The organism is Sphingomonas sp. PL-96, from assembly GCF_020707215.1.
In the GTDB taxonomy this organism is placed as follows: Bacteria; Pseudomonadota; Alphaproteobacteria; order Sphingomonadales; family Sphingomonadaceae; genus Sphingomonas.
The window spans coordinates 118491-132485 of sequence record NZ_JAJFET010000001.1 but is presented as its reverse complement, the minus strand read 5'-3'; the positions used below and the strand labels follow the sequence as shown (position 1 = coordinate 132485).

Sequence of the window (13995 nt, the reverse complement as noted above, 5' to 3'; positions counted from 1 at the left end):
TGACGGCTTGGATGTTTCTCGATGGTTGCGTTGATGTTTCAGGGATGTTGCACCGGCGCCGAATGACTGCCGCTGCGTCGAAATACATCGACACGGCGCCGTTCTGCGCTTCCAGGGTCCATCGCAAGACCGCCTTGTCAGACGCGCTCCGCACACATTTCTCGGGCGACGCGCCGATCCTATGGAAGGCGACGAATTTAGCGCGGGCGCTAAGCCCGCCGCGGCCGGCTCCCGCCCGGGAGCCGGCCGCGCTGTTTATTCCCCTTCGGCAAAGCGCGCCGGACTGGCGCGCGCGAGGCTCAGTCGAGCTTCAGCGCGTCGCGGATGATGTAGTGGAGATCGGTCTGATCGAGCAGGCCGCTCACGTTCACCGCGCGCGGACCATAGGCGGCGATGCGCAGCTGGGTGCCGGTATGCCCCTGTGAACCTTCCTCGGCAGTGCCGTAGTTGACGGTCATCACCCCGCCCTCCCGCGTGTTGAGTGCGGCGGTCAGGCCCGGCGCGCGCGTGCCGTTGCCGACGATCTGGCTTGTGTGGGCATGGTCGGCGGTGACGATCACCAGCGTGTGGCCATCTGCCCTGGCAAACGCCAGCGCCTCCTGCACCGCCTCGTCCAGGTCGACCGTCTCGCCGATCTGGCCGCACGGGTTGGCGGCATGATCCTCCTTGTCGATCGACGCACCCTCGACCTGCAGGAAGAAGCCCCTGGGCTTGTCCTTGAGCAGCGCGATGGCCTTTTTCGTCATCGCCGCCAGCGTCGGGGTAGTGGCGGTGCGCTCCGGATTTGGCTGGCAGGTGACCGCCGGCTTGTCGATGTTGCCATGGAAGCTCGCCTTGGGGCCCATCCAGCGCACCGGCATGTTGCCCGGCGCAAACAGGCCGAGCAGCGGCTGCTTGTCATCGGCGCGGGTGACCGCGTCGAGCTCGGCGGCGTTGCGCACGACGCGGAAACCGCGCGCCGTCGCTTGCCGGAACAGGGTCTTGCCCTTCCACTTGCCAGCCTTTGCCGCCTCTTCGAAGCTTTCGGCGCCACCGCCCAACACCAGATCGGCGCGCGTATCGAGCAGCTGCTCGGTGATCGAGCCCGCGCCGCCCTTTTCCAGCGCATTCTGCGGGCAGCGCTCGCTCGTCACGAACGGGCCGAAGCAGTCGCGCCGGACGACATGCGCGATCTGCGCGCCCGGTGTCGCGTCCTGGATCGCCGCGGTGGACACATCGCCGGTGGCGAGCCCCGCCGCCTTGGCGCGCTCGATCAGGGTCTTGTGCGGCTTGCCGTGAATATCGACGCCGATCGCGCCATTGTAGCTCTTCACGCCCGATGCCCAGGCGGTGGCCGACGCCGCGCTGTCCGTGACATAGTTCGGCTTGCCCGTTTCGCGATCGAGCGAATAGTGCGTGTACTGACCGGTGAAGGGCAGCGCATCGATGCCCTTGAAATAGCCGCCTGCCCCCTCGGCATAGTTGCGGGCCAGCGTGATCTCGGAATCGCCCATGCCGTCGCCGATCAGCAGGATGACGTTGCGCACCTCGCCCTCGGTCGAGAGCTTGGCATAGGTCTCGCGCATGTCACCGGGGAGACGGCGCGCGCCACCCGGCTCCCGCACATCGCCGCGCGCCGCGCGCGACAGATCGGGGGCGGCGTCCTGTGCCGCGATCGGCTGGCTGGCAAGGGCAGCGAGCGCTGCGACGAGGATGCGGATTTTCATGCTGTAGGTACTCCGGGGACGAAACTGCATGCGGTGACGGCAGCTCCCTGCCGCGGCCGCGGCGGGAGCCGGTTCGGATCAGAACTGCGCGCGCACGCCCAGGCTGATGCGGCTTCCCGAAAATTCGTAGGTGGTCGGGAAGGACGGATCCATGGTGTAGCCGGTGGTCTTGGCATTGCCGACGTTGATGCCCTGCAACTCCACGCGGAAGTTCGGGGTCAACTGGTAGCTCGCCGACGCGTCGAACTGGCCATAGGCGTCGCGGTACACCGGATACATATTGCGCTCGATCCGCTCCACATACTTGCCCTTGCGGTTGTACGAGACGCGCAGCGACAGCGGCCCCTTATCGTAGAAGACCGTGGCATTGTACGTGGTGTCGGCCAGTCCGATCGGCGCGGTGTCGATGCCGAGGTCGGACTCGCCGGTCAGCGAGCTGTCCAGGAAGGTCGCATTGGCGTTGATGCCGAAGCCGTCGGCCCAGTCGGCGAACATGCCGAACGGGATCACCGCGTTCAGCTCGACGCCGCTCACCTTGTACGAACCCTCGGCATTGACCGGCTGATAGACGTCGAAGTCGTAAACGCCGTTCACCGTGCCATTGGCGTTGTACACCGTCACGCCCTCGACCACGCCGGTCAGCTCGCTCTGGACCACGCCCTTGATCTTCTTCCAGAAATAGGATGCCGCCAGGACGCCGCCGCGGCCCAGATATTTCTCGGCACCGATCTCCCACTGGTCGGCCAGGGTTGGCTTCAGCCCTGGATTGCCGTCGGTGTACCGATAGTTGCTGTAGCTCGCGGTGCGCTTGTAGGCGAGGTCGGTCAGGGCCGGGCGGATCAGGGTCTTCGAGGCAGCGGCGCGCAGGTAGAGGCTCGGCGTCAGCTCGGCATGCGCGTTGAACGACGGCAGGAGCTTCTCATAGCTGCCCTCGCTCGACACCGGCTCGGGCGTGAGGCCGGTGGTGCCGTCGGAGTTCTGGACCTGGTGGAAGCCCTCCGACTGGATGGTGGTGCGCAGATAGCGCCCGCCCAGGTTCACGAACACGGGCACCGCCACGTCGAATTCGAAGTCGACCATCGCATAGCCCGCGATCGTCTCTTCCTTGACCTTGTAGTAGTTGGCGTCTGCGAACGGCGTCTCGAAACCGGCCGGGCGGAAGAAGGCGCGGGCATAGTCGTTCGACACCTGTGCCCAATCGAGGTCGCGCACCTGATAGTCCTTGCCGCCGACGATCGCGGTCACGCTTTCGAGCGGGCTGTCGGCCAGGGTGCGCGTGTTCACATAGGCCGTGCTGCCGCGGGTCGGACCCTGGATCTTTTCCTCGCCATATTCGCGCTCGTTGGTCTTGTTGGTGTAGCGGCCACCAAAGTCGAAGCGCGCAAGGAACGACGATTCGAATGCGCGGCCGATGTCGAGCTGTGCTGCATATTTGTCGTCCTTGATCCGCTCGCGCGTGGTCTCATAGGCCTCGAACAAATAGCTTTCCGGCGCGTCGTACATGTCGATCGTGGCGGGATCGTCGCTCGGGATCGTCTCACCGCCATTTTCCGTATAGCGGGTGCGTGAGGGCGCATAGGCAACGTGCTTGAGGTTGGCATAATCAAGCGTCTTCTTCGCGCCCGAATAGCCGCCGAGCGCGTTGATCTTCCAGCTGCCCACCTCCCAGTTCAACTCGCTGCCGAACTGGCGATAGTCGGTCTCGTTGATATATTCCTTGCTCAGGAATTCGTGCTGGGTGTTGGTGTAGGACACGTCGCGCAGCACGATGATGCCGTCGTCCGCCAGCGTGGTCGCGTCATATTCGTGGATCGTGTCGAGGGTCGAGTTGCTCGACGCCGAATAGCCGGCGGCGTCATATTCGTCCTCGGTGGTGTCGTACGACCCGACAAACGCGTCGAAGGCGAGGCTGAAACGATCGCTGGGCTTGTACTGCACCGAGCCCGACAGGCCGAGCCGATCCTGATCGTTCTGGTAGACACGGTCGCCGACCTTGTCGAGGAACACGATCCGGTTCTTCAAGTCGTCGCTATAGGTGATGCCCGCGTCGCGCTGGAGCACGTCGATCGCCTGGCTGCGATAGGTGGTGCCCGTCCGATCCGTCCAGCGGGCGATCGGGCGGAAGTTGATGCCGGAATTGGAATCGGTGCGGTTGGTACGCTGCTGCTTGGCAACCGACACCAGCACGCCGAAGTCACCAAAGGTGTTGCTCGCGAGGAACGAGAAATTCGGGTCGATCTTTTCGGAGATCGAGTTGTACGCCCCCTCGGCGCTGCCGACCAGGCGCAGGCCGGGATTGTCGAACGGCCGGGCGGTACGAATGTAGACGGAACCGGCGATGCCGCCTTCCTCATCGGCCGCGGTCGGCGACTTCTGGACCGTCACCGACTGGATCAGTTCGGAAGCAAAGATGTCGAACTCGACGTCGCGCCCGCCCGAGCCCGATGCGGTCGCCAGCTTGTTGATCGACACAAAGGTGAATTCGGTCGGCAGCCCGCGGACGTTCACGCGGGTGCCCAGGCCCTTGTCGCGTTCGATCGTCACGCCCGGCACGCGTTGCAGCGCTTCGGACAGGTTCTGCTCGGGGAAGTCGGCGATATCGGTTGCTACGATCGAGTCCGAAAAGCCGATCGTGTTGCGCTTGATGTCGATCGCCTCCTCCAGGCTGCGGCTGTAGCCGGTAACCACGATCTCTTCGCCCGTCTCGGCCTCCGTATCAGGCGAGGCCGGCGCGGTCTGCGCGGCGGCCGGCATCGCGAGCAGTGCCGCGACGGCGACGCCGAGCAGAAGCTGGATCGAGCGTGCGGCGGTGTGGTTCGTGCGGCTCATGTTACTTCTTCCCCCCGGTTGATATGCGGCGCCGCGGCGCGAGGCCGGCGCAGATTGCGGGCGAACACCGGCACGCCCGGACGCGCATGCGTCCGAACCGCTCGGTGTTTGCCGCCATGGTGTTGCGCGCCGTGCCGTTCCGGCGCCCCGCCTTGCTGGCGCGCGCCGAGTTCCGGCCGATCAGGCGTGCGTTCTAGCGCAGCGATCCGCCCCGGATCACCACGTTCCAAGACATCGTCATCCCCATAGCCATTGTCTTGCAGAGGCGTGGGTGGCGAAGACTTGTTACGTCCCGGTTACGCGACGGAGATAGTTTCGTGAACGCGGATCAGTCCCGCGCAAGTCCCGGCAATGCTTCAAAGCCGCGGCGGATCTTCGGCTGCACGGGTGCCGCGACCCCTGCCGGGGACCGGGCGTGCTTGCGATACAGGGCCAGTCGCGCCTGCGCCACGGTCGCCCAGGAGCGCTCCGCCGCCGTGATCCTGCTTGTCCTTGCAAGCGCCGCCGCCTCTTGCGGATCGTCGAACAAGCGGCGGACCGCGGCCGCCAGCGCGGTCGCATCCCCCCGCGGGACCACCAGGCCGTTGACGCCGTCCACGACGTCCGCGCACGCGCCTCCATCGTCGCTGGTGACGACGGCCAGGCCACAGGCCATCGCTTCGATCTTGGAAATGCCATAGCCTTCGAACAGCGACGGCATCAGGCAGATCGAATGCGGCTCCAGCAGCGCTGGCAGCTGCGCATTGGCATAGCGCAACACGACCTCGATCCGGCCATGCAGATGGGCCGGATAGTCGGCGAGCACCGTTTCGCGCGGTACGCCGGTCCCGATAAAGGTCAGCGTCGCGTCGGCTCGCTCGCCCAGGATCGCGGTCATCGCCCGAGCCGTCACCTGGACGCCCTTGCGCCGGCTGTACGCCCCGATCTGCACAACGCCTGCGGGTGCGCGCCCGCTGACCCGGATCGGCACGCCTGCATGGTCGGTGCCGAGCGCGATGCGCTCGATCGCGTCGGCGGCCACCCCCAGCCGCTGCTCCAGACAGGTCGCCTCCGCGTCGTTGAGCACCAGCGCCAGATCGGCCGCAGCAAAGGATCGCGCCACCAGCTTCAGCCGCAGCCCGTGCCGCCACAGCCGCTTGGCAAGCGCGAGCCGGCGCCCTGAGCTTGCCGCCTCCTCGATCTCGCTGGCGGAGGAGAGATGCTCCAGCCCGTGGCTGTGCGTCACGCATAGCGGCCGGGCCGGCATCCCTTGCGAAAAGGCCAGCCAGCCGTCCCCGCTGCTCGCGTCCACCACATCCGGCCGCCAGCGCGTCACTTGGCGCGCCAGCAGCAGTGGAAACAGGAAGCCCGCGCGGTCCCGCGCCCATGGCGGCAGATCATCGTGTGACAGGACCCGCGCCTGGTGGCCGAGCAGCCGATATTCCTCGGCGATGCGCATCACCACGCCGGCCGCACCACTGTCCCGGTCGAGCCGATGGTGGATCGACAGCAGGATGCGCAGCGGCCGCTCGCCGGGCATTACCCCCGCGCTCCGTAGCGCGCCGTCATTGCCAGCGCATGGAGCGGCGGCCGCAGGAAGTTGCGCCAGGCGAGATAGCCCGCCGCCCGCACGCGCGCGATCCACAGCGGCTGGCGCAATCCGACGCGCTCGGCATAGGCGCGGTAATGCTGGTCCAGGAAATAGCCGTTGTAGCGCACCGACCACAGGAATTTGCGCAGGCGCCGGATGCGCTGGCCGCCGGTCCGCACCTCGTCCATCGGCAAGTGCAGGCTATGGGCGTCGTTGCTCGCAAGGACGGGAAACCCGGCGAGGAACAGCCGCATCTGGAAGTCGCTTTCCTCGCGATAGCCGTTGCCCGCGCTGTAGTGCGGATCGAAGCCGAAGTTCAGCACATGCTCGCGCCGGGTCAGGATGTTGGAATTGGTGATCGGAATGCTTACCGCGCCGGTGAAGACCGCGCCGTTCACCGTCTCGCACAGCGCATAGTTGAAGGGTGCGGTCCGCCGCATCCCGTCGCCAAACCGCGCCAGCGCCTGCGCGCGTGTCTCGCCGGTCCGCATGTACACCCGCCGTCCCGACACCGCGCCGGCGTTGCGGGCGATCAGCAGGGCAAAGCATTCGGCGGCATAGCCGGGCTCCAGATATTCGTCGTCATCGCAGAACAGCACAAAGGGGTTGGCAGCAGCCGCCGCACCATCCTGGCGAGAGCGTGCCGCCCCCATGCGTTGGGCATGACGGACGATGCGCAGCGTGATGGACGGATATTCGCCGGCGATCGCTTCGGCGACCTCAGCCGTGTCGTCCTCGCCCGCATCGTCCACCAGCACGAGCTCGGTCACAAGCTCCTGGCTGCAATAGGACGGCAGCACCTTGCGCAAGGTATAGGCCCGGTTGCGCGTGGGCACGATGATGGAGATCATGGCCAGCGTCCCCCCTGCGCCGCAGGCGGCGGCGTGTTCGCAAAGGGCGGATCCGTGCTTGCGCGCGCGTGCGCGCCGGCCAGGATCCAGCAATAGAGCAGGTTGATCGGCACCAGCAGCGACCCGTTCAGAAAGTCATATTGCAGGATGACCACAAACGCCGCCACGAACGGCATGCGGGTGCGCAGCACGCAGCCGTGCACGAACAGCATCCACAGGATCCCTGCGGCCAGCCCATATTCGACGGTCGCCTTGACGACCGGGTTCATCACCAGCTGGCCGGTGCGGTCGCGATCCAGCTTGCCGTTGCCTGGCCCCAGGCCGGAGATCAGCGTGCGCTGGTCCGCCGACAGCCGGTCTACCATGAACAGATAGGGCTCGACGAACCGTCCGCGGCCACTCGACGTATCCTCGGCGCCGATCTCGGCGCTGCGCTTGGCGAAATTGGTCCACACCGGCGTGAAGCTCGTCCCCACCGCCACCAGCAGGGTGATTCCCACCAGCGCCGCCAGGCTCCGTTTGGAAAGGTAGAAGGGCAGCAGCACCACGGACGCCAGCAGCAGGATGAAGCCGGTCCCGCCAAAGGTGGACAGCTGCGCCACCAGCAACGCCACCACCCGTCCCCAGCGGCGAAAGATGCAGATCTCGATCACCACCGCCATCGCCAGCAACTGCGAAGCGTGCGATGCCTCCAGCAGGAAGATGCCGTTGGGCTTCATATAGGCCGCCTTCCACGCCAGCGGCTGGACCGAGTTGTAGAACTCGAACAGCGCCGTCTGCGGCAGCAGCATCTCGAACGTCGGCATGGGCAGCCCTGCGAGCTGGCAGACCCATTGGATGCCCACCATCGCGGCGATGAACAGCGCCAGCCCCTGGAAGCGGCGCAGCAGCAGCATCCGCTCGTCGGCAGTCAGCGGCACCACGAACAGGAACATGCCATAGATGGCGGCCGCCATTGCCATGGCGGGGACAGAAATGTCGCGATGGTCTGCCGCCACGGCCTGGCCCAGGCCGACGGCAACGCCCAGCAGCGCGAACACCAGCAGCCGCGGCAGGCTCAGCCGCGCCCGCCCGGTCACCATCAGGAACGCGATTGCACCGAGCAGGATCGGCAGCGTCACTTCGACATTGCCGGGCAGCGCGATCTTCTGTGTCAGCACTCCCAGCCACATTGTCCCCGTGAGCGTGGTGAGCGCCAGCCGCGGGTAGGTCCGCCGTGCCGCCCGCCACTCGGCTCCAGGCATGGGCGCGAACGGCACCGCCGGCATGCGCGCGAGCACGGTCATGCCAGCACCTCCACCCGCCGCGTCCGGCCCGACAGCCGGCGGAAACACGCTTCGAACAGGATCGCGTGCACGAAATAGGCGAGCACGTAGAGCAGCATGAAATCGGTGAAGCTGAGGTCGAACAGCGCCGTCACCGCCACCACCGCCACCATCAGCCCCGCCGTGACCAGCGCGACCCGCGACACCTCCTCATAGCGCCCTACCGACAGCAGGAAGCCGCCGGCCGAACTCTGCAGCAGCAGCGCCGCCAGCATGGCCGCCATGGCGCAGCGCAGCTCCATGGGAATGGCGTGGACACCCGCGAGCAGCCGGTCGAACACCGGGCCGCCCAGGGCAATCAGCAGCCCGCCGCCGATCACCATCGGCACCGCGCCCACCGCCCACATCAACCGCTGGTATCGCTCCACGCCATCGGCATCGCCCGCGTAATAGGCGCGCGTCTGTTGCGGGCTGAATGCCTCGGCCGGCACCGAATAGGCGGCACCGCCGAAACGCGCGACCTTGTTGAACAGGTCGAAGCCCACCAGGTTCGCAGGACCTTGGAACAGCGCGGGAATGGCCAGGTAGGGGAAGTTGTAGATCGCGAACTCGAGCGCGGTGAACCAGCCCGACTGCATCACCCCGCCCCGGTTCTCGGCCAGGAATGCCAGCACGCGCCCCGGGCGGCCGGGGCGAATGTGAAAGCCGTGCCGCCGCAGCAAGGCCCAGGCGGCGGTCATCGCCACCAGCCAGCCGCCAAGCGACAGCACGACAAAGCCAAGCAACGGCACGCCCAGCAGCATGATGGCGCCGAACCCGCAAAAGACCGCCCTGCGCGTGCATTCCAGCGCCTCGATCTGGAAATGCAGGTCCACGGCCGCCGCCGCGCGCCGGATCAGCATCCAGGGCAGCGGCAGCACGATGGTCGCGAAATAGCCGAACATCGCAAGCTTCAGTCCCGCCGGTGCCAGCGCGAGGACGAACGGCGCCGCCAGTGCGCAGGCGATCGCCGCGACGATCAGGTAGAGGCTGGTCGCCTCCGCCACCAGTTCCTCCGCCCCCGCGAGTTCGTGGGTCAGGAACCGCCGCCGGACGACCGAATAGACATAGTTGGAAAAGCCGAGGTCAACCGCCAGCACATAGCCGCCAATCGAAGACAGCATCACCATCCAGGGATAGAAGCCAGGCGGCACGGCGCGCACCAGCACGAACACCATGCCGAACGAATAGGCGATCAGCAGCGCCAGGTTCAGGCCCTTGAGGGCAAGGAACCACAGGCGCCCGGTCTCTCGGGCTGTCAGGTCCGCCATGCCCGTCAGTTCACATGATAGCCGGACGCTGCCGACAGATAATAATGCGGGTCGTGGTAGGAGGAAAAAGGCGCGCGGGACTCCACCGCCGTCATGACCAGCTCGATCGTCTGGTCCCCTGCCTCACGCAGGCGCTCCATCGCCGCAGAGATGGTCTCCACCCGCGTCGATCCCCAGCGGATCGCCAGGAGCACCGCGTCGGAAAGCCGCGCCAGCGTCACCGCATCGTCGACGACCAGCACCGGCGGCGCATCGACGATCACATATTCATAGTCCTCGCGCAGCCGAACCATCAGCTGCGCCATGCGGCCGTCGCCGAACACGTCCTGCGGCGTGAAACGCGGACCGGCCAGCGGCAGCACGTCCAGGCCCGGGGCGGCATCGCGCATCAGCACATCGTCCAGCCGCATGCCCCCTTCCAGCACCTCGCCCAGCCCTGCCTCGGGCGGATCCGGCAACAGCTCGGCCAGGCCGTTGCGGCGCAGGTCACAGTCGATCAGCAGCACCCGGTCGCCGGCCAGCGCCATGGTGCGGGCGAGACTCGCCGATAACGTCGACTTGCCCTCGTGCGACACCGAAGAGGTGACACAGACCACCAGCGCGCCGCCGCGGCCGCTGCGACAGAAGGCGAGCCGCCGCCGCACCGCACGCACCGACTCCGCAAAGGAGGACATGGGTTTCGCGAGCACATAGTCCCAGGGCTTGGCCCGGCGGTCGATCTGCCGCAGCACCTTGCCGCTCACCTTCGACACGGCGGATATGTGGCTGGCACCCGGCAGCGCCACCAGTTCCGCCGGCTCGCGTACCCTGGTGTCGAACGCCTCGACCCCCAGCACTGCGATCACCCCCATCGCCGGCGATGCCAGCAGCGCGAGCAGCACAAGCAGCTCCGTCTTGGGATAGGAAGCGGTCATCGCCGGCACGCCGCGGGTGATGACCATGCCCGGAAGCGAGGTGAGCGCGCCTTCCTGCGTCGATCGTGCCGCCGACTGGGCGAGCTGGACATAGGTCGCACGCTTGGCATCCGCGATGCGCGCCAGCCGGTCCGCGCCGACCTGGGCGGTGGTCTGCGCCGCCTGCTGCCCGCGCACTGCGGACAGCCGCGCGGCGACCGCGCCCGCCGCCTGCTGCGATGCCAGCGCCGTTCCCTGCACGCTGCCCGCGATCCGCGCCTGCTCCTGCCCGATCGCCTGGGCGATGTCGTCCGCCTGCGCCGCGATCCGCCGCACGCGCGGATGGTTCGGGCCATAGCGCACCCGCGCCTCGGCCAACTGCGCCGCGATCGTCGCCTGTTGCTGGCGCAGCTGAGTCATGGCGGGCGACTGCACCACTTCGGTGAAGCCGTCGCCGCGCCCCGACGCGATCATGCCCGACGCCACCGAGGCGCGCGCCTGTTCCGCTGCTGCCTCGGACTGCGCCGCCGCCAGCTGCCCGGCCAGCGCCGCCGCCTGCTGCTCGACCGCCCCGCCGGTAGTCGCCGACAACGCGGTCAGGCCGCGCGACGCACGATAGTCGGCGAGCGCCGTATCGGCAGCGGTCACTTCTGACGCGAGGCGATCGAGCTGCCGCCGCAGAATGTCGGCTTCGCCCTTTGCCGAAGCGCGGCCAGCCTCCGACGCTTCCTCCAGATAGGAGTCCGCTACCGCGTTCACGATGTCCGCGGCCCGCTTTGGATCGCGGGAGGCGACGCGGACGGTCACGACCGGCGCCACTTCGTCGCGCTCCACCGTCAGCTGCGCCATCAGCGCATCGATCGCACGCCGCCGGCGAGTCTCCTCCGAAACCACCGCGGTCGGCGCAATCAGCTTTGCCAGGCGTCCGGGCTCCGGCGACCATTCGGGATCATGGGTCAGGTTGAGCTGGTCGACCACGCGCGCGGCGACCGACCGTGAAGCGATCCGCTTCATCTGCGTGCCCACGATTCCCTGGTCCGACTTGTCGGGCATGGCGATGTTCGGGGCCATGGGCGACTGGCGATGCACGTCGATCTCGATCTGCGCCGCGGATTCGAACCGCGGCACGCGCGTGGCGATGAACGCGCCCATCGCAAGTCCCGTCAGGACAGCGACGCTCAGGAACAGCCCCAGTCGCCGGGCGAACAGGCCCACCACGTCACGGGGACTACGCAGCCTCGTAAAACCGTTCATCACGACCCCTGCCCTGCTGGTCCGGGACTCCGCCCGATGGCCGTCACGGTAGAGACTTCGCCCCGCACCATCTGTCGTGCAAAATGCCTAGGCGGCGCGTTTTCGCCTCACCCTTCTTCCTCAAGAAGAAATTCCCTAAATCCAGGAGCATCGCCCTTCCGAACAGTCTTGGTTCTGGTAGGTAGTTTCCCGATATAGCGCGATATTGCCCTTTCCCTGTCAGCATGTTCTAAGAAGAACGTTGCCGGAGACAATGCTGCAAGACCAGGACGATAGTGCCTGAGGATTGCATCCATCCGTATAAGTACTGGCACGCCAAAGGGGACATCATGCAGGATCGCGGCGCCGTCTCGGCTTTGATGGTTCGCATCGCGGCCGATCGCCGCAACGCGTGGACTGGTGCAATAGCCCAGGCAGTCAAGCGCGTCGGCGACTTCGCGGTCGCGTCGATCATCCTGATTGCGCTGCTGCCGCTCCTGCTGTGCATCGCCTTGCTGATCCGCAACAGCGGCCCGGGGGGCATCTTCTACGGTCATGCGCGCGTCGGGCGGAACGGGCGCAGCTTTCGCTGCCTGAAGTTCAGGACCATGTACGCCGACGCCGACCAGCGGCTTGCCGCTCTGCTCGCCAGCGATCCGGCCAGCGCTGCCGAATGGTCCCGCACCCGCAAACTGGAACGCGATCCCCGCGTCTCCGGCATCGGCGGGTTGCTGCGCAAGACCAGCCTGGACGAGCTGCCGCAGCTTCTGAACGTCGTGCGCGGAGAGATGAGCCTGGTCGGTCCGCGGCCGATCACGCGCGAGGAACTCTGCCGCTACGGCACCAGCGCGCGCCACTATTTCAGGGTCACGCCGGGGGTCACCGGCCTGTGGCAGGTCAGCGGGCGCAACAACCTCTCCTATGCCGAACGGGTTCGGCTCGATGCTGCCTACGCGCAGCACTGGTCGCTCGCCCGCGACCTCGGGATCCTTCTGCGCACGCCCGCGGCGGTGCTGCTCCGCCAGGGCGCGCGGTGAGGGCGCGCCGCGGGGCTGCCGCCCTCCTCTGCGTCGCCGCCTGGCCTGGACTTGCCGGCGCACAGGCGCTGCAGGACCGGCCGTTCGAGGACCGGCAACAGGATCCGGACCTCTCGGTGGTCGAGCGGCGCCATCCCGAGCTCGACCCGCTCGGCATTCCGCTCGGCAGCTTCCTGGTCGAGCCGTCGATTGACCTCGGCACCCAGTACGACAGCAACATCTATGCGCTGGACCAGGACCCGATCGACGACCTGATCGTCACGGCGGGCGCCAATCTGGCGATCCGCAGCGACTGGTCGCGCAACGCGCTCAACGCCAGCGCATCCGTATCGAGCCGCCAGTATCTGCAAGCCGAGCGCGAAAGCACGACCGACTATCAGCTGGCGGCCGGCGGGCGCCTGGACCTGGAGCGCGGCTATCTCGACCTGTCGCTGGAAACCGCCAAGCTCACCCAGTCGCGTCGCGACGTCGATGCGCCGGGCGCCGCCGATCGCCCGATCCGCTTCCACAGTACCGGCGGCACGCTGGTCGGCGAATATCCGTTCGGCCAGGTCACCGCGCGCGCCGGCCTGGACTGGCACCGCTATCGCTTCAACGATGCCCAGGCGATCAGCGGCGCGCCGCTGCCGCAGGACTTCCGCGACCGCGACGTGTTCTCAACCCTCGCCCGCGTCGATTATGCGGTCAGCCCGGCGCTGGCGCTCTATGTGGATGCCACTGCCAACCGGCGCTCCTACCGCAGACTGGGACCGGCAGGGTTCGATCGCGACTCCTGGGGCTTCACCGTGGAAGGAGGCGCCGACTTCGACATCACGCGCCAGGTGCGCGGCCATTTCCAGGCCGGTTATCTGTCGCAGGAAGGGCCGAACCGCAGCTGGTGGGCAAAGGGGCTGAGCGGGCGCGGACGGATCGAGTGGTTCGCCAAGCCCGTGCTCACCATCACGGTCGAGGGCGGCCGCCGGATCGAGGATGCCGCACAGGCCGACACGCCTGCCTATCTGAGCACCGACATCATCGCCCGCGCCGACTATGAGCTGCTGCGCAGCCTCATCGTCTCGGCGGAGGCGGGCTATACCTGGGACACGTTCCAGGGCACCGGCGGACGTGCCGAGCGCCCGCAATGGGCAGGGGGCGCGCGCTACCGCATGGGCCGCGGCGCCGTCTACGAACTTCGGTACGAGCATCTGGGGCAGGACTCGTCGGCCGCCAGCGGGTTGCGCAACTTTCGCGACGACCGCATCCTGCTGACGGTGCGGTTCCAGCGGTGAGCGGTATCCCAGGGCAGCCGCAGCAGGCATGCA

The 13995-nt window shown here is 67.2% G+C and carries 9 protein-coding genes; 2 read left to right on the top strand and 7 right to left on the bottom strand.

Translation table 11 applies throughout. The features are described 5' to 3' along the window. Positions 1–299: 299 nt before the first annotated feature. The 7 genes from phoA to LK533_RS00560 form a co-directional block, all read right to left on the bottom strand. Positions 300–1706 (bottom strand): alkaline phosphatase, encoded by a 1407-nt coding sequence (phoA, locus tag LK533_RS00590; protein ID WP_229360625.1) that lies wholly within the window; start codon positions 1704–1706, stop codon positions 300–302. 78 nt (positions 1707–1784) lie between these two features. After that, positions 1785–4535 carry a TonB-dependent receptor gene (locus tag LK533_RS00585; RefSeq protein WP_229360624.1) on the bottom strand — a complete coding sequence of 917 codons (2751 nt, stop codon included), beginning with the start codon at positions 4533–4535 and terminating at the stop codon, positions 1785–1787. 328 nt (positions 4536–4863) lie between these two features. Further along, positions 4864–6054 (bottom strand): glycosyltransferase family 4 protein, encoded by a 1191-nt coding sequence (locus LK533_RS00580; protein WP_229360623.1) that lies wholly within the window; start codon positions 6052–6054, stop codon positions 4864–4866. Further along, a complete protein-coding gene (locus LK533_RS00575) occupies positions 6054–6956 on the bottom strand; it encodes a glycosyltransferase family 2 protein (protein ID WP_229360622.1) in 903 nt (300 codons plus the stop codon). The genes LK533_RS00580 and LK533_RS00575 overlap by 1 nt, the downstream gene beginning before the upstream one ends. Next, on the bottom strand, positions 6953–8242 hold the full coding sequence (locus LK533_RS00570; RefSeq protein WP_229360621.1) for a hypothetical protein: 1290 nt from the start codon (positions 8240–8242) through the stop codon (positions 6953–6955). The genes LK533_RS00575 and LK533_RS00570 overlap by 4 nt, the downstream gene beginning before the upstream one ends. After that, a complete protein-coding gene (locus LK533_RS00565; RefSeq protein WP_229360620.1) occupies positions 8239–9531 on the bottom strand; it encodes a hypothetical protein in 1293 nt (430 codons plus the stop codon). Before LK533_RS00565 ends, LK533_RS00570 begins: the two co-directional genes overlap by 4 nt. Positions 9532–9536: 5 nt before the next feature. Further along, on the bottom strand, positions 9537–11678 hold the full coding sequence (locus LK533_RS00560; protein ID WP_229360619.1) for a GumC family protein: 2142 nt from the start codon (positions 11676–11678) through the stop codon (positions 9537–9539). 329 nt (positions 11679–12007) lie between these two features. Between LK533_RS00560 and LK533_RS00555 the strand changes: the two genes are divergently transcribed. Together LK533_RS00555 and LK533_RS00550 are read left to right on the top strand one after the other, a co-directional pair. Then, positions 12008–12694 (top strand): sugar transferase, encoded by a 687-nt coding sequence (locus LK533_RS00555; protein ID WP_229360618.1) that lies wholly within the window; start codon positions 12008–12010, stop codon positions 12692–12694. Further along, positions 12691–13962 (top strand): outer membrane beta-barrel protein, encoded by a 1272-nt coding sequence (locus LK533_RS00550; RefSeq protein ID WP_229360617.1) that lies wholly within the window; start codon positions 12691–12693, stop codon positions 13960–13962. The genes LK533_RS00555 and LK533_RS00550 overlap by 4 nt, the downstream gene beginning before the upstream one ends. The last annotated feature ends 33 nt before the right edge of the window (positions 13963–13995 follow it).